Origin of the sequence: Oceanobacter antarcticus (genome assembly GCF_044962685.1) — a bacterium.
In the GTDB taxonomy this organism is placed as follows: Bacteria; Pseudomonadota; Gammaproteobacteria; order Pseudomonadales; family Oceanobacteraceae; genus Oceanobacter; species Oceanobacter antarcticus.
Genome location: NZ_JBBKTX010000017.1, coordinates 39,024 through 54,901 on the forward strand (window position 1 = coordinate 39,024; position 15,878 = coordinate 54,901).

Consider the following 15,878-nt stretch of genomic DNA (forward strand, 5'->3'; position numbering starts at 1 on the left):
TGCTTGTTCGATATATATCGAAAGGCGCTGCCTTTCATGATGATGAATATTTAATCAAGATAATAATAAATGAGGATTGTTCATGAAACTGAATCGTAAAGTGATGGTGTTGTCCATGGCGCTGCTGGCCGGTGTTGGTGCTACTGCTGTGCAGGCGGAAGGTGATATTCATAAAGGGCCGAATTTTTCCGGCAAACTGAATGCCGGTATTTTGCAGGCAGGCTCCCGTGACTACGATGTCTGGGCATTCAAGGCCGATCTGGGTGTGGATGGCATGTACATTACCGAAAGTGGCGTGAAGCTGAAGTATCAATTTGTTGCCGACTTTGCCGGTGAGCTGAACGGTGTAGACAGCGGCGGTGAAACCTGGACTTCTGGTGAATCTTCCGACCTGGATAACGGCAATTCTGAAGGCGATGTTGACGTTCATACCGCACGGATTTTCGTGATTACCGATTATGGTCTGTTCCTGGTAGCTCCTCGTACTATTTCCGGTCAGTGGGCCCAGCTGTACGGTAATGTCGACAAGTTTGAATATAACCGCATGCACGGCAAAACCGGGCCAAGTGCCATTTTTGCGCAAATCGAACAGGCAAACGATGTCGTCGCCTATATCACACCTGAATTTGCTGGTGGCGTCCGCTTTATTGCCGCCGCATTAACCATTGACGATTATAATAAAGAAGACCTTGATGCACTGGTGTGGCGTTTTGTGTATAACAACAAAAAAGGGTTTAATGCCGGTTTGGGTAATGTCATGGTCAGTGACAAGCTGGTGCCGGAAACCTATAACCGTACCGCAGCGACTATTGGTTATGATTTTGGTTCGTTTTCTCTGGGGGGTACCTATGAAATGAACGATAAACACCCCTCCGGTGATTTTGACTCCTATGCCGTAGTGGCAGAAACCAGTCTTTCCCAACGGGTTTCGGCGAGCCTGGGTTATGCCAATAAAAATCATGACAACGACGCCCTGGATAACAGCGGTGTTATGGCCAAGGTGAAATACCAGACGGGTGACAAATCCTACCTGTATGTGGAAGGTGCTCAGTACGATCATTCGGTTAACAACTTTTTGGCAGGTATTAGTGTGAGCTTCTGATTGATCCTGGAAACACCGCTCAGGTTAATGCTTCAATGTGCATGACTGAAATTGAATCATTAACCTTGTGCTGCGTTGCTGCGAATTACCATCGCTCTCCTTCGTTTGACTCGCGAAAGATGGTTCAGATACAGCCGCTAATATAATGGCCATGCCCGGAATCTTTCCGGGCTTTTTTTGAGGTTGTGCCCAGTCATGATTACGACGAAATTGGCCGATATAGGTAACGCTAATACCATACCCTTAACTTTGCTCGCTCATTGACAGGAAATAATAATGAAAAATATCCTCGGCGCTGCATTTCTGCTGATTGTTGTCGCGCTGGCCAACCAGGTCGCTGCCGCCAGTGGCCCGATCAAACTCGGGTTGAATTACCCCTCAACCGGCCGCTTTTCTTCCGATGGTATTGCGGAGGCCCAGGGGGCCATGCTGGCGGTAGAAGAGATTAATCAAAACGGCGGTATGGAAGGACGTCCCATTGAACTGATAACCGCGAATACTGCCTCGCAACCGGAAAAGGCGATTGACAATGTCCGTCAAATGGCAAAACAGGGCGTCAGTATGGTGTTTGGCGGTGTCACCAGCACGGTGACTATTGCGGCAGGAAAAGAAGCGGCTCAGCATGGGCTGCTGTATTTTGGCACCTTGAGTTATGCCAACCAGACGACGGGGGAAGAAGCCCACCGCTATATGTTCCGTGAGTGTCATAACTCCTGGATGATGGCCAAGTCGCTGGCGGGATACCTGTTGGAGCATCATAGCAAGGATCGGATCGGTTATATCACTGCCGACTACAGTTGGGGCTGGTCGACAGAATCTTCGCTCAGAGGCTTGTCGGGTACGGCCGACAAGGTGGTGCATCCGTCTTTTTTATTACCCTTTCCCAAACCTCGTCACCAGCAAATGGCAGAGACACTGGACGCCGTGCTCCAGAGTGGCGTTGATACTCTGGTCATCACACTGGGCGGGCAAAATCTCGTCGCCATGTTAAGGATGATCAAAAATAATCCTGCTACGGAAAACCTGACGCTTATTGCCACCGCATTTACGTTGGGGATGGCGCGTAATGCCGGGCCTTATCTGCTGGACGGAGTGATTGGTACGGTGCCCTGGAGCTGGAATATCCCCTATGAACTGGGTTACGAAAAAGGCCAGCGTTTTGTTGAAGCCTACGTCCAAAAATATGACCAGTACCCGTCAAGCCCGGCTGCTTCGGCTTATAACATCGTTTATCAATACAAGGATGCCGTTGAACGTGCGGGTACGCTGGACACCGATAGCGTTATCAAGGCGCTGGAAGGTCATCGTTACACTGCGCTCAAGGATGAACAGGTGTGGCGAGCATTTGATCACCAGAATGTACAAAGTGTTTATCTGGTCAAAGGGCGGCCCCGGAATGAAGTTATTCAGGACAAATATAGGGAAAACTTCTTTCAGGTGCTGCAGTCATTTCGTGGTGATGAGCTGGTGCGGAGTTATGACGAGTGGAAAGCCGTGCGTACCAAAGCGGGCAAACCCACGTATCTTGAATAACTGGCTTGTCGGACTGGCCAGCGTAACTGACCCGGACAGCCAGCGCCGCCTGTCTGGGTCAGCTGTCCGGTAATTCTAATAGACCGATGGCTCGTCTGATGTTGCCGGTGCCTTCTCCGGGTTGAAACGGCCAACCAGCTCAGCCGAAGATTTCAGCAGCAAACCGGTATCAGTACCGACACCGACAAACATGGCGCCGAGGTCGATATAGCGTTTGGCCAGGGTTTCATCGCCAATCAGAATGCCGGGAGCCTTGCCTGCTTTGACAATGCGGGCGATGCAGTCTTCGATCACGGCCTGGACTTCCGGGTGGGCGGGGTTGTTCAAATGCCCCATGGAGGCGCTCAGGTCGGCGGGGCCAATAAAGACACCATCAACGCCTTCGACGGTCAGAATGCTGTCCAGGTTGGTTACTCCCAGGGCGGTTTCAATCTGGATCAGCACACAGATTTGTTCATTGGCGGTTTCCAGGTAATCCGCCGTGCGGTTGAACTGGGAAGCACGCGCCAGTGGGCTGCCAACGCCGCGAATACCTTCTGGCGGGTAACGGGTGGCCGCCACGACCCCCGCAGCCTGTTCGGCAGTATCGACCATGGGGGCCAGAATGGTTTGTACGCCCAGATCCAGAATTTGTTTGATACGAACGGAATCTGGCCAGACTGGACGCACGATAGGTGCCGTCGGGTAAGGCGCAATGGCCTGCAACTGTTCCAGAATGGTACGCAAATCGTTGGGGGAATGCTCACCGTCGATCAATAACCAGTCAAAGCCGGCTCCGGCCAGCAGCTCGGCGGTGTAGCTGTTGGCAAGACCCAGCCACAGGCCTATCTGGGCACGGTTGGCCGGTACGGCACCTGTGCGGATGGCATTCTTGAAATGATTAATCGGGGCAGGCATTGGAGATTCCTCAACTATGGATCAGATAGACATACCCGATCATGAGAGAAAGTGGTGGCCGGTTCAAACCATCATTAATGGCAATTAACGAAGCCATTAACGGGATTTACTCTACCCGGCCTCCAATACCCGGCCCCAACACTCGATCTCCGTTACAACACCCGCGTTACAACAGCTGCGTTACAACAGCTGCGTTACAACAGCTGCCGATCCAGTAGTCGTACCAGGCCCAATACCGTGGTGGCAAACGGGGTTTCAATTCCGAGCTGTTGCGCCAGATTGCAGAAGGCACCCAGCAAGGCGTTGATCTCCAGGGTTTTCCCCGCTTCCACGTCTTGCAACATGGACGTTTTGAAGGCCCCGAGTTTGAGGGTTTCCTGATTGCGGCAGGCCGGAGTGGTGTCGAGCTGGCAGCCGATACGTGTTCCCACCTGCTGGGCTTCGGCCATGATGTCTTCCGACAACTGCCGGGTGAGCGGGTCGGCGATGATCTGGTCGGTGGTGGCTCGGGTCAGTGCTGAAATCGGGTTATGGGACATATTACCCCACAGTTTGAACCAGATGTCCTTGTGGATATGATCCGTGGTGCTGGCATCAAACCCGGCACCGGTGAGTAAGTTGGCAATGCCGTCCAGCGCTGCGGAAGGGCCGCCGAGGGCTTCACCGAGAATCATGCGATTACCCATCTTGTGCTGAATCACACCTGGCGTCGGGCAAGTACAGGCCATGTGCAGGACACAACCGATCACCTGTTCAGCGGGCATCAGCGCACTGAGGTGATGATGAGGATCGAGCGGTTCCAGATGCAGCGCCGCGCCGCCTGGCAGCCCGGCACCAAACCACCAGGGAATGCCGTTCATAGCGGTGACAATACGGGTATGGGGCTTGACCAGATGGCGTAATTGCGGCACCAGTCCCGCCAGTGCTGGCTCCTTGACGGCGATAATCACCAGATCCTGTGGCGGCAAGTCACTGGCCTGTGCCACGGCATTCACCGGGAAATACTGCACCGGCTGATTATCTTCGATCAGGCCGATGCCATGCTGTTGCAGTTGGGTCAGCGTTTCGCCTCGGGCAATCAGGTTGACGTGGCAGCCCTGTTGCGACAAACGGGCGGTGATATAACCGCCAATGGCACCGGCCCCCAGAATACATACGTTCATTGGCTATTCTCCTGAATACCTGCGGATGATCCGTTACGGCCGGAAAGCCCGGAGCGGATCTGGCCGCCAATCATTATCGAAATCGAACGCGGACAAGCGGGTGTTGTTGTCCGTGTCACGGCTGTGTGACGGATCTTGTTACGGGAATTGGCTACGGCTGCTCAACGTGATTGACAGCGTGTTGCTGTTCATAAAACAGCGCCTGTTGTTTCAGGTAATTCATTGCCTGGGTAGCATCGACGTTGCGATCTGCAACACTGATAACCCATTCCTCCGGCAAATACGCCAGCCTGTCACGGAAGGCGATTGTTAGCGCGTCTTCTTCGCGTAATTGCAGGATCTTGACCCCTGCGGCACGGGCAGTCTTGTAGCCTTCCTTGTCGCCGGTTTCCCAGGCACGTCCTGCCAGAGCGGACAGCTTTTCACCTGAGACACTGAGAATGGCGTCGCGGTCACGGGGAGCCAGACTGTCCATAAACTCCGGGTTGGCAAAGAAGGCAAAGGAGCTGGCGTAGAGGCCCTTGGGGATAACCGTGAGTTGCTGGCTGACTTCGCTCAGGCGGGAGTATTTCTGCTCCAGTGCTGGCATAAAGGTGCCGTCGACCACGCCTTGCTGCATCATTTCATACGTTTTTGGGGCAGGTGCTTGTACCGGGGTGACACCCAGACGTTCTGCGATTGGCCCCTGCAGACCGCCACCAATCCGAATTTTCATCTGCGACAGTTCTTCCAGAGTATCAAATCGGTTGCGGGTATGAATCTGGGACGGGCCATGGACGAACATCCCCAGTAATTCAAGGCCGTCAAATTCATGGGCACTGGCAAAGTATTTTTCCTGCGTGCGCCACAAAGCAACTGAGGTCGCTTCGGCGCTGTTACTGATATTCGGCAGCTCCGCCACCAGTGGCAGTTTGAAGCGCCCCGGAATATAGCCCAGCACACTGAATCCCATATCAACCACGCCATCTTCCACCAGCGCAAACAGCGATTTGGGATGGCCCATACCGTACTCCAGTTTTACCGTAACACGGCCTTCGGTGGCGTCTTCAACCCATTTGATCCAGGTTGGCCAGACCTCCGCGTTTTGCGGGTTGGACGGCGGCAACCAGGTGGCGATGCGGATAGTGGTTTGTGCCTGGACGCTGACAGACAGCAGCAGGCTAAAAAACAAGCTGACAAGATATTTCATGATTCGCTCTTTTACCGTTGGTTATTTTTTATTGTTATGGCGTACCCGACGACAGGTGGTTGCAACCGGGTACTACACTGTCGAACTAACGAGTGTTTCAGGTCTTGAGGGTGTTACCGGTGTTACCGGTGTTACTGGCTAACCGCTTAGTATCAGTATTTGAACGAAGGATCCTGCTTCTCGACCAGCCGAATAAACGCTGCCAGAGCATCTTCACCGGCACCAAAACGCGGATCGAAATTCAACGAATCTGCGACACAGCGCTTGAGTACATCTTCAGCAATACTTTGCGGCTTGCCCATGCTCAGCGTCGCCAGCTGGCATTCACAGGCACGGTTCACCAGCCACATCAGCGAAAAAGCCTGGGCCAGGGTATGGCCAATAATCACCGGGCCGTGGTTTTTCAGCATCAAGACCGGTTTGTCGCCAGCACTGGCCAAAATGCGATTGCCTTCATCGGCGTGCACGGTAATCCCTTCAAAGTCATGCCAGGCGACCTTGCCGTACAGCTGGGCCGAATAAAAATTACTGTAAGACAGGCCATCTTCAAGACAACACACCGCCAGTGTTGGCGTGGTGTGAACATGCATCACGCAATGACCGTCGGCGACCTGGGCATGAATGGCACCGTGGAAGGTGAAACCGGCCGGATTAATGGGCCAGTCGGAATGACCCATTAACGTGCCGTTGATATCCACTTTCACCAGATTCGAGGCCGTCACCTCGCTGTAATGCAGCCCAAACGGATTAATCAGAAAATATTCAGTGCCGGGAATACGCAGCGAAATATGGTTGTAGATGCCTTCATCCCAGCCCATATAAGCGAACACCCGATAGGTGCCTGCCAGCTTGACACGCGCTTGCCATTCTTCTGCACTGAAACGGGTTGGCTTGTTGAAATTGTTTTGGTCGCGGATCAAGGCGTCATTCTGCACATCAGTCATGGTGTTACCCCGGTGTAGAGGAGAGGTTATTTTTGTTAGCATGTTAATTATTGACATCAAGGGCGGGTAGACTGATCTTTATGGAAGGGGCTATAGGTAAAGCTGATAGCCTTGTGTTGGCAGTCTGTGCCAGTACTCAGATATGGATGGATCACAAGCGTGAATACCCGACAATTGCTGTATTTGATCACCTGCGCCCGCACCGGCTCCATCGCGGCGGCGGCTCGTGAGCTGGATATCGCCCAGCCCAGCATCAGCCAGCAACTGGCCGCGCTGGAACATGAATTAAAAACCCGACTGCTGGAACGCGACCACAAAGGCGTGCGGTTAACAGCGGCAGGACAACGGTTTTTGCCGGTTGCCAGCACGGCCTTGCAACAGCTGGAGGGTGCCAAGGTTGCCTTGCAGGAGTCTGCCGCCGACCCGTTTGGTCGTGTGGTGATTGGTATGACACAACCCACCGGGAACGCCCTGGCAATCCCATTGTTTGCCGACATTAACCGGCGCTATCCAGGGATAGAACTGGATTTGTACACCGGTTTGTCCAGCCGCTTGTATGAGCAGTTGCGCAAAGGCGAAGTGGACGTGCTGGTGTGCCCGGAAGATGCCAGCTCGCACATGGGTATGGTCAGCGAACCACTACTGACCGAACGCTTGTTTCTGGCGGTGAGCACCCGAGCGGATGGTGATTATGCCCAGCTGGCCAGTCGCGACAGCCTCCGTTTCAGTGAACTGGCCAACTACCAGGTGATGTACACCAGCGAACAGGATTCGCTGGGCTTTAGAGTCGCACAGTACGAACGGCTAACCGGTGTTCGGCTGCAACGGCAGATACCTTTCGGCCAACTACTGACCAGCATGCGCTACGTGGCGGAAGGCTACGGTTTGATGATTTGCTCGACGACGGCGGCTTACCCGCAAGTGCATCAGGGAGAGGTGAAACTGCTCCCGCTGATCGAGCCGGACATGACTCGCCAGATGAACCTGGTATACCTGCACGAATACAAGCAAAACGCCGCGTTTATACGAGTGGTCGAAGCGATCCGGCAGCAGTGCCAGCAGTTGGTGGACGACGGCATCTGGGTGACGACCGAGACGCCGCTTTAGCGTTAAGAGATACCGATAGAATGCGTTCAATGTCAGCCTGTCGCTGTTTGTTGATTGGAATCACCTGGTTTTCTATCGTTGTGAGGAATAACGGTGTGAGGAATAACGGCAGAGTAGGCACCGCCATGGTACAGCAGCGGAGCACGGCCAATATCGTCAAACGCCACCACCTTGCCAAGCAGAATCCAGTGATCGCCACCGTCGATACGCTGGTATTTTTCGCACTGAAAACGGGCGGCACAGCCGGGTAACAGGGGGGCGTTACCCAGACCTTTTTCGTAGTCGATGCGGGCAAATTTGTCGTCGGACGGACGGGCAAAGTGGTTCGACAGGTTGATCTGATCGGCGGCCAGCACGTTGACAGCAAAGTGGCTGGCTTGCTCGAAAATATCGACGCTGGCAGAACTTTTCATGATGCTCCACAGCACCAGCGCCGGGTCGAGGGAGACCGAGTTAAAGCTGTTGGCGGTGACGCCTGTTTGCACGCCGTTCGGGGTGCAGGCGGTAATGACGGTGACGCCGGTGGCGAAGTTGCCAAGGGCGCGGCGGAAGGCTTTGGGGTCGAAGTCGGTGGCGGTTTGTGTGGCTGACATGGTGAGTATCCTGTGCTGGCGCAGTGGTGCGCAGTGCGCACCCTGCGGCGTCAATTTCTTGTTCCTACGCTCCGCGTGGTAATGCCCGGGGGGAATTGGGCCTAGGAGTCTGTCGGGTTGGTCCAGCCATTCAGATCGTAGTCTTCCATGCATTGCTGCGACAGCTGCCGCATCTTGGCCATACTGCCAGTGGCGCGAGCCGATCCCAGGCATTGCAGGCGAATAGCGTCGGCAGTGCCCGCGTAGTTGAGTTCATACAGATGATGACGCCCACCAAATTCAGAGCCAACGGCATCCCACAGCAACTTCATGATCTTGATGCGTTCGAGGTGTGAAATATCACCCGAGCCGCGACAGTAACGAGCCAGATCCGTGTTCAACTGCGGATTTTTCAGATCCAGATGACTGCCCGGCAAATAGATCAGGCCGCTGGCGGCGGTGGTCTTGATGATGTGGCAAATCTTGTCGTACGCCATGGGAGCGAAGGCGCGATAGTTGAAAGCCGATTCCGTGGGGGGCAGCCAGGCACCGGATTTCCATTCTTCGGCGGCCAGGCACATATGATCGGTGATAGACCAGAACAGGTTGCGCCAGGCGACCACCTCGCCCAATTCGGCACCCACATTACGGAAATCGATGGCACCGGTGCATTCCAGCGCCTGCTCCAGCAGACCGGCCATAAAGTCGAGCTTTACCGCAAACCGGGTACAGGCCTGCAACGGGTAAAGACGCCCAAAACCGGCGGCAAATCCCCATTGCATCAGCTTTTGTTTGTCTTTGTAGATCAGCACGTCTTCCCATGGAATAAACACATTCTCCAGAATCAGGATGGCGTCGTTTTCATCAAAACGGGACGACAGTGGATAGTCGAATGGCGACGCAGTGTCGGTCGCATTTTTTTCATACGACACCCGAGAAATCAGTTTTACGCCGTTGGCATTCATCGGAGTAATAAACAGCAGAGCAAAATCCGGGTCATCACCAATGTCTTGTACGGCAGTCTGGCCAATAAAGTTGTAATGGGTCAGTGCCGAGTTGGTCGCCACCACCTTGGCACCGTTGACGTAAATCCCGTCACTGGTTTCACGAGTGACATGAACATAAACATCCTTGACCTCATCGCTGGGCTTATTGCGGTCGATCGGCGGGTTAACAATCGCGTGGTTCAAATACAGACAGTTTTCCTGAATACGCTGGTACCAGGTACGGGCGTTATCGGCAAAGTCACCATAAAACTCCGGGTTGGCACCCAGAACATCCCCAAAGGCGGCTTTATAGTCGGCAGTACGACCCATCCAGCCATAACTCATACGCGCCCATTCCGCGATGGCATCCCGCTGTTCCAACAATTCCTGCGGCGAGCGGGCGTAACGGAAAAATTTGTGCGTATAACCGCCATTGCCGGTATCCGTCGCCCAGCACAGTTTGTCTTTGGTTTCCTCAGCGTGCAAAGCATCGTACATGGCGGCAACCGACGCAGCGGCATTCTTGAAGGCCGGATGCGCGGTGACATTCTCGACCCGCTCACCGGCGTAATACACCGCACGGCCATCGTTCAGGCTGGCAAGAAACTCCGCACCATTAAACGGGCGTCCGGTTTGCTGGATATGACTTTCAGGTTTCATCTGAATGCTCCGTATTATAGTTGTTTGATCGTGATGACGAAGCACAGGTTACTGAAAAGCCGGGTGGGGGAATGTCCTCAGAAAATGGGGACACAAAACACCGACGTCGTCCGGGATTCACGCAGGCAGGAAGTGACTTGCCGCCGACACGACGTGCCATTGATCAGCGTTACTGGAAGGTGTTTGGTCATAAACGATGGCCCCTTCACGTGGTAACTCCGCGTAATTGATTCCTCACATACGGAAGTTGGGCAGTGGCTTCGCCACGGCCCAACCTACGCAGAAACTCCGGGGCTGTATTCTTCCTGTGTACCAGACTCCTGACGCCCGTCCGTCCCCCCGACTTTATTATAACTGGATCTGTCCATAAGCCAGCTTGGCGACTTCACTGGCTTGTGGGTCTGGCGGTTCTGGGCGAAGCAGTGTCAATGGCCATCTATTTTGACCCTCCTTTGGCCAATAAAATTGACCCACTTTATGAGCATTAACTGCCCAGTTTCTGCTTTAGCCAGTAGCTTTATCCGCCCATCATAAACACCTGCGAGTGGTGGATAATCCGGTCGATGATTGGTACTGCGACGTCGTCTTCATGGAAGAACTCCCCCCCCAACTGGTGAAGTCCTCATTCCAATGTACCGCATGGTCGTAGCTGTCGAAGCGGCCCGGGTAGTCCGGCTGGTATCTCAGGGGCCGTTAACAACCTGGAGCATAATAAAGGCTTGAAACGGTTCAGCTTGCGGGGTAAAAAGAAGGTGCAAGCCCAATGGTAGTTGTCTGCTCTGGTTCATAACATCGAGAAATTGATGTCATATTTAAGGCGATAAAGAAAAAATCAATGGAAAGGGAGGTCTATCATGCCGTTAATTCGATATATATCCGCTTCAAGGTTCCCCCGGTTTTTGAAAATGACCAGAAAAAGTATTGATGAGGTTGAACTGGATATGATCCAGATGTACTTTTCTAAAATACTTTTTCTACAGTCTCGTTAGCCACAATTAAAAGTATTGACCTTTATGCCTAATATTATGATAAAAATAAATAACCCTTTGTGGTTGGTGCTTGCATTTTTTTCGATAATGATGATTTTCCTCACTCTCTATATCGGAGAATCTGAATTTTTTGAAATGGAGATGAAAGATAACGCTAACAATTATTTTAAAAATATTCAGAATGAAAATGATTCCAGCGTTGGTTTCATAGAGCAATCGAATAGTGATCTCAGTAAGCTAAGCTTGTATGAAGGCGTTGATATACGAATAGAAGGTGTGCAAGTTGATACAGTTTACTTCGATAAAGATAACAGCAATGGAATTGAAAATTATAATGGAAAGTGGCATTGGGATCACAATAGAATAAGACTTGACCCTGATTTGCCTAATAGGGGGTTGCCTGATTTATTGAGCTTTGTCTCCTCTCCCAGACCGCTATTTTCTAGTGACGGATTTTTTGATAAGTTATTTGGTGATAGATATTCACTATCAAAAAATTTAAAAGAGGCATTAAGCGAATTTCGTGTGATTGACAGTTTTAGATGGTTAAACGGTGATGAATATATTGAAATTCAGCAGCATGTGTTGGAGTTTCATGTTGACGTAGGTACGCAATATAATACTAAAAACGATTTTGAATATGATTTACCAAATAATATAAAAATAGATGTATTTGGGAATGATTTTGATAAAGATAGGGAGTGGGACAAACAGAGATACCCTAGTACGCAAGTTGTGCTTAAATTTACACCTCAAATTTTTGAGCTAAGTGCCAATGATAATCCAAGAAAAGCTAATTTTGCTATTGCTGCAGTAGAAATTATCGGGATTGAAAATCCAAAACTGGATAACAAGAAGAATTTTAAAGCTTCCATAAGGAGCGATGGTGGGTTCGGCGCAGATGTAGATATGCCAAAAGGAAGGTTGCTACCTTTATTTAATAAACTTGAAGATATCCCTTTAATAAAATCAAAATACGACCAAGGAAGCGCCTCTCCTCCAAACGAACCTCAAAATATTTCTAGAGCAATACTCCCTTTTAAATCTTTAGAAGGAATGTCTAGTGATGAAATAATAAATAAAAATATATTCAATAAAGAGCAGTATAGTGTGATCAGTATTGCAAATATAGGAACGTGGAAAGAGGGAAATGCTTTTATTGGTAGAGATCTATATGCTGAGGCAGTTAGATATAAGTTTGCCTTGCATTTGTTTGTTTATGGAGATTGGGTTGCAAAGTTTGAACCTGTTACAACATGGGATGCTATAACAACTCAAAGTCATTCGGGCAAATCATTCATTGATCGAGCATTATCAGGCTTGTGGAGTGGATTTATACCTGGCTTCAATTTAGGGGGATATGGTCAGGTCATATTTATAATATTTATGGTTATAGTATTGTCACCATTTATTCCAGTCCTCGCACAACTGGTTCAATTTCTTGTTTTTATTTTTAATGGTTTACTTAAACTAAGTTCAAAAATTGCTAAGAATGGCTAACAAGCGCGTGCACAAGGATCAATTTTCCGTCACACCTTTTGTGCATGGTTTCGCCATTTTGCACAAAATTCGCAACTACAACTTTGCCTGTGACGCGAGCGATGAAGCTGTAGAAAAACCCCTCTCAGCCGCCTCTCTGCGGTAAAGTTCCAGGCAGCAGCGAGGAAGCAATATGCCACAGTATAAGCACTACGATCACGACCAGACTTCAATGGTGGTAATCAACTTCGAAGAACAGATTCAGCCTGGAAGCTTCGAATATGCACTTCACCATCTGATATCCGATCGTCTGGGTTTAACGCCCTTTGATGATTTGTACTGTAACGCTGGCAAAACCGGTGGCCGTCCGGCATATGATCCAGCAATTCTGTTAAAATCAGCTTGTTTGCCTATTTCAAAGGCATTACTTCGGTAACCGCTCCATTAACCCCATCTACCCTTGCTTCTGGTTCCAGGGCAATAATGCTTCTATCGCTTCCAGACTGTCTGCTTGCGCAGGTGAGTGAAGACCATTTTGAGATAAACTTCCGGTTCCAGGCCATTGGCTTTTTGGGCTTCCACAAAATAATACCGGGCGTGGGTCCAACAGCCCGCACGGGCCAGCTGCTGCTGAATGGCTTTGTCATAACCGGCGTAGCCGTCGCAGTGCAGATAGCCCTGATACCCGTCTAACAGCTGGCAAGCAATCTCACCGCTGCGGCCGGGGTGATAATCAAACAGACGGATCGGTCGCGTCGGCGGGCCGCCGACCCGTACCCACATAAAGGATTGTGTTCGAGCTGCGCGTCCGGGCTCCTGCAGGATCTGAACGCGTGCAGTACCGGATATTGCTTTTGCTGGTCGTTCGTTCAGGAGGTTGATTAGGGGCTGGATCCGCTCGCCACAGGTGATCATCCAGCGTGACAGGGTGCCTCGATCCAGGTCAATGCCCTGGCGTTCAAACTGGCTTTCCTGACGATACAGCGGCGGGGCATCCTGGCATTTGCTGATCGAGACCGGGTCAGCAGACTGGCGGAGGCGTTGCTTTTCGGGATCATGGATGCCGGAACCGGGGCCGTGATGACTTCACCTTCACAGGCCGGCCACCCGGCCCGCTGGATCGTGCAGATTACCAGGCTTTGTAGGGCAGGAACTTGCCATTCATCGTTAGTAGTACCCGATCCCCTTTGGGGTCTTCGATTTTTTCGACATCCATAGTGAAATCGATGGCGCTCATGATGCCGTCGCCAAATTTTTCCTGAATCACTTCTTTCAGCGTATCGCCATAAACACCTACGATTTCGTACAGACGGTATACCAGCGGATCTTGTGGCACTTGCTGTTCCCAGGTTTTGGTGGGGTAGGCAATCAATGCCGCTTTGACCTCTTCAGACAGTTCAAGGATGTCGCACAGTTTACTGGCCGCGTTTTCCGGCATGCTGTTTTTACCCAGGCAGGCCGAGGTGACCCAGACAGTCCCCATCGCCATGGAGGCAGCGATGGCTTCCCAGCTTAATGCCTTGGCCTGTTTGGCCAGAATAATGGCTTCAGTCATTTCCAGTTTGTTCATTACAGCACTCCGGGGATTAGAGAGGGTTTGGGAAAGTGATATTTATAATGCCAAAAAATCAAAGGCTGTCAGGAATAGCAACGAGGAGCAGAGTAACCAAGTGGACAATAGGAGTCTTGGTGTTGGAGCATTATTCCAGCAAGTCGCTTTTACTGCTGCCTAATTGCAGCATTTCGGAGACGCTGATGATATTACTGGCGACTTCGACAATACGCTTTTTGTTATCCATCGCTGCCTGACGAATCTGGCGGTAAGCCTCTTCCTCATTGATCCCCTGATTCTGCATCAGCAAGCCCTTGGCCTTTTCGATCAGCTTGCGCTCATCCAGGGCCTGACGGGCCTGCCTTAGTTCATCGCTCATCCGTTCCAGATGCTCAGCCTGGCGCTGTACCAGTTCTGAAATCGAGCTGGCCAGCTTGGTATTAAATCCGGGCGTCACTGTCAGTTTGTCTGATTCGCTAACCGAGTTTGGCAAGGAAGACAGCGCCGACAGCGGCAGCTCCTCGATATCCGTCAACTCGCGGATGTGGTTGTGATGCAGATGCAGATCTTTTTCCGCTTGGGCAATTTTTTGCTGGCAGAGGTGAAGCAGTTCAGAGGCCAGCTCTTTTTCAATTGCCTGCATCTGATCAATTCTGTGCGTTGACAGCTGATACCAGACTTCGCTGATCGCCGTTGGTAGCGTATCGCTACGGCGGAATCTGGCAATCATGTTACGTAACTTGTTCAACTCGATGGTGGCTTCACTACTTTCTGCCTGACGCCATTGGTCGGCGGGCAGCGCTTGGGTCAAACTGGCAAAAATATCGAAACAACGGTGCTGGGCATCCTGAAGGGTCTTGATACGTTCCTGCTGTTTTTTGGTGAATTCGCCGGCGGTAAAACCGATCACTCCCCAAGCCCGCTCTTGGCCAGAATATTCTTTGCCCTGAACAAAGTTGAACATGGCGACCAGTGCGCGAGTGATATCGGGGTCGCTGGCAATATCGGCTGCTTCAAACACCACACTGAGCAAGCCGGAAATGATGCGGTTGAACAGCCGGGTATTTTCAGCCGCAGTGAGTAGCTGCTCACTCACCCGTACTCGCAGTGCTGGCAACTCATCCAAACAGTGCAACACAAACGCCAGGGCACTGAACAAGCGGGCGGAAGCAGGTGAGTCACCCTCAAGATCCAGCAGTGACAGCGCTTCCCGAAAAACATGCTCCGCTTGTTCTGTAGCGTTTAGCTCATCAAGCCGTTGACTGGCGAAGCGCTGCCCGTGAGAGACCAGATAAATATTGGATAAACCGCGTTCACGTTGCAGCTCATGGATCAGATCGGTGACCCTGGTGACCAGACCACTACTGACTAACAGTTGTTTCAGGGCGCTGATCTCAGCGCGTTTGGCAGCCAGCAGAAAATCTTCAGTCGTCAGTATCATCAGCAATCACAGTATGGGTTTGAACTCATATCGGGAGGATAACAAGGGCGGCCATGGTTCCACAGCGCTTTGTCTTGTATCCGCAGGGCCAGCTGACAAAGTGGCTTAAAGGCAGGTAACAGCCCTGACTCTGCGAGGGCTGGAATACTTGATATACATTTTAGGCGTTCGACAACAGGAGGAGACTTTTCTTGAAATCCTTATCGGTAGATTTCCAGTCTTTGTCGAAATCAGTGTTCAGGTCTTCTCAGATGCCTGATTTTT

Annotated in this window: 15 protein-coding genes and 1 pseudogene; 7 read left to right on the forward strand and 9 right to left on the reverse strand. The window is 51.4% G+C overall.

Annotated elements, in window-relative coordinates; genetic code table 11:
* Positions 1-82 precede the first annotated feature (82 nt).
* Positions 83-1,102 carry a hypothetical protein gene (locus tag WG929_RS14040; RefSeq protein WP_369856942.1) on the forward strand — a complete coding sequence of 340 codons (1,020 nt, stop codon included), beginning with the start codon at positions 83-85 and terminating at the stop codon, positions 1,100-1,102.
* A gap of 276 nt (positions 1,103-1,378) precedes the next feature.
* Positions 1,379-2,635 (forward strand): ABC transporter substrate-binding protein, encoded by a 1,257-nt coding sequence (locus WG929_RS14045; RefSeq protein WP_416206551.1) that lies wholly within the window; start codon positions 1,379-1,381, stop codon positions 2,633-2,635.
* Positions 2,636-2,710: 75 nt separating this feature from the next.
* Here WG929_RS14045 and hpaI read toward each other — a convergent pair whose 3' ends face one another.
* The 3 genes from hpaI to WG929_RS14060 all read right to left on the reverse strand — a co-directional run bounded on the left by hpaI (position 2,711) and on the right by WG929_RS14060 (position 5,884).
* Complete coding sequence (hpaI, locus tag WG929_RS14050) at positions 2,711-3,532, reverse strand: 4-hydroxy-2-oxoheptanedioate aldolase (RefSeq protein ID WP_416206552.1); 822 nt, start codon at positions 3,530-3,532, stop codon at positions 2,711-2,713.
* A 194-nt stretch (positions 3,533-3,726) separates the two neighbouring features.
* Complete coding sequence (locus WG929_RS14055) at positions 3,727-4,695, reverse strand: ketopantoate reductase family protein (protein WP_416206553.1); 969 nt, start codon at positions 4,693-4,695, stop codon at positions 3,727-3,729.
* 151 nt (positions 4,696-4,846) lie between these two features.
* Positions 4,847-5,884, reverse strand: coding sequence for a TRAP transporter substrate-binding protein (locus tag WG929_RS14060; protein WP_416206554.1), 1,038 nt, complete (start codon positions 5,882-5,884; stop codon positions 4,847-4,849).
* Here WG929_RS14060 and WG929_RS14065 point away from each other — a divergent pair.
* On the forward strand, positions 5,883-6,026 hold the full coding sequence (locus WG929_RS14065; protein WP_416206555.1) for a hypothetical protein: 144 nt from the start codon (positions 5,883-5,885) through the stop codon (positions 6,024-6,026). The two genes, WG929_RS14060 and WG929_RS14065, sit on opposite strands and share 2 nt — an antisense overlap.
* A 10-nt stretch (positions 6,027-6,036) precedes the next feature.
* On the opposite strand, the gene WG929_RS14070 is transcribed toward WG929_RS14065, so the two are convergent.
* A complete protein-coding gene (locus WG929_RS14070; RefSeq protein WP_416206556.1) occupies positions 6,037-6,828 on the reverse strand; it encodes a class II aldolase/adducin family protein in 792 nt (263 codons plus the stop codon).
* A gap of 159 nt (positions 6,829-6,987) precedes the next feature.
* On the opposite strand from WG929_RS14070, the gene WG929_RS14075 reads away from it, so the two are divergent.
* Complete coding sequence (locus WG929_RS14075; protein WP_416206557.1) at positions 6,988-7,935, forward strand: LysR family transcriptional regulator; 948 nt, start codon at positions 6,988-6,990, stop codon at positions 7,933-7,935.
* Between the two features lie 32 nt (positions 7,936-7,967).
* Here WG929_RS14075 and WG929_RS14080 read toward each other — a convergent pair whose 3' ends face one another.
* Complete coding sequence (locus WG929_RS14080) at positions 7,968-8,528, reverse strand: flavin reductase family protein (protein ID WP_416206558.1); 561 nt, start codon at positions 8,526-8,528, stop codon at positions 7,968-7,970.
* A 101-nt stretch (positions 8,529-8,629) separates the two neighbouring features.
* On the reverse strand, positions 8,630-10,153 hold the full coding sequence (locus tag WG929_RS14085; protein WP_416206559.1) for a 4-hydroxyphenylacetate 3-hydroxylase N-terminal domain-containing protein: 1,524 nt from the start codon (positions 10,151-10,153) through the stop codon (positions 8,630-8,632).
* Between the two features lie 698 nt (positions 10,154-10,851).
* Here WG929_RS14085 and WG929_RS21335 point away from each other — a divergent pair.
* The 3 genes and pseudogenes from WG929_RS21335 to WG929_RS21410 all read left to right on the forward strand — a co-directional run.
* A pseudogene (locus WG929_RS21335) lies at positions 10,852-10,923 on the forward strand (transposase); the annotation flags it as partial.
* A 243-nt stretch (positions 10,924-11,166) separates the two neighbouring features.
* A complete protein-coding gene (locus WG929_RS14090; protein ID WP_416206560.1) occupies positions 11,167-12,642 on the forward strand; it encodes a hypothetical protein in 1,476 nt (491 codons plus the stop codon).
* A gap of 211 nt (positions 12,643-12,853) precedes the next feature.
* A complete protein-coding gene (locus WG929_RS21410) occupies positions 12,854-13,057 on the forward strand; it encodes a transposase (RefSeq protein ID WP_494517113.1) in 204 nt (67 codons plus the stop codon).
* A gap of 53 nt (positions 13,058-13,110) precedes the next feature.
* Here WG929_RS21410 and WG929_RS14095 read toward each other — a convergent pair whose 3' ends face one another.
* From WG929_RS14095 to WG929_RS14105, 3 genes are all read right to left on the reverse strand, one after another.
* Complete coding sequence (locus WG929_RS14095) at positions 13,111-13,683, reverse strand: IS66 family transposase (protein ID WP_416206609.1); 573 nt, start codon at positions 13,681-13,683, stop codon at positions 13,111-13,113.
* Between the two features lie 67 nt (positions 13,684-13,750).
* Positions 13,751-14,191: a cyanase gene (cynS, locus tag WG929_RS14100; protein WP_369855386.1), complete on the reverse strand. Its 441-nt coding sequence runs from the start codon at positions 14,189-14,191 to the stop codon at positions 13,751-13,753.
* Positions 14,192-14,321: 130 nt separating this feature from the next.
* On the reverse strand, positions 14,322-15,614 hold the full coding sequence (locus WG929_RS14105; protein WP_416206561.1) for a nitrate- and nitrite sensing domain-containing protein: 1,293 nt from the start codon (positions 15,612-15,614) through the stop codon (positions 14,322-14,324).
* Between the last annotated feature and the right edge of the window lie 264 nt (positions 15,615-15,878).

What these genes read in the sequence shown, in the direction of transcription:
- WG929_RS14040 (WP_369856942.1), top strand. Translation starts at nt 83, where the DNA reads ATGAAACTGAATCGTAAAGTGATGGTGTTGTCCATGGCGCTGCTGGCC.
- WG929_RS14045 (WP_416206551.1), top strand. Translation starts at nt 1,379, where the DNA reads ATGAAAAATATCCTCGGCGCTGCATTTCTGCTGATTGTTGTCGCGCTG.
- hpaI (WP_416206552.1), bottom strand. Translation starts at nt 3,532, where the DNA reads ATGCCTGCCCCGATTAATCATTTCAAGAATGCCATCCGCACAGGTGCC.
- WG929_RS14055 (WP_416206553.1), bottom strand. Translation starts at nt 4,695, where the DNA reads ATGAACGTATGTATTCTGGGGGCCGGTGCCATTGGCGGTTATATCACC.
- WG929_RS14065 (WP_416206555.1), top strand. Translation starts at nt 5,883, where the DNA reads ATGATTCGCTCTTTTACCGTTGGTTATTTTTTATTGTTATGGCGTACC.
- WG929_RS14060 (WP_416206554.1), bottom strand. Translation starts at nt 5,884, where the DNA reads ATGAAATATCTTGTCAGCTTGTTTTTTAGCCTGCTGCTGTCTGTCAGC.
- WG929_RS14070 (WP_416206556.1), bottom strand. Translation starts at nt 6,828, where the DNA reads ATGACTGATGTGCAGAATGACGCCTTGATCCGCGACCAAAACAATTTC.
- WG929_RS14080 (WP_416206558.1), bottom strand. Translation starts at nt 8,528, where the DNA reads ATGTCAGCCACACAAACCGCCACCGACTTCGACCCCAAAGCCTTCCGC.
- WG929_RS14085 (WP_416206559.1), bottom strand. Translation starts at nt 10,153, where the DNA reads ATGAAACCTGAAAGTCATATCCAGCAAACCGGACGCCCGTTTAATGGT.
- WG929_RS14090 (WP_416206560.1), top strand. Translation starts at nt 11,167, where the DNA reads ATGCCTAATATTATGATAAAAATAAATAACCCTTTGTGGTTGGTGCTT.
- WG929_RS21410 (WP_494517113.1), top strand. Translation starts at nt 12,854, where the DNA reads ATGGTGGTAATCAACTTCGAAGAACAGATTCAGCCTGGAAGCTTCGAA.
- cynS (WP_369855386.1), bottom strand. Translation starts at nt 14,191, where the DNA reads ATGAACAAACTGGAAATGACTGAAGCCATTATTCTGGCCAAACAGGCC.
- WG929_RS14105 (WP_416206561.1), bottom strand. Translation starts at nt 15,614, where the DNA reads ATGATACTGACGACTGAAGATTTTCTGCTGGCTGCCAAACGCGCTGAG.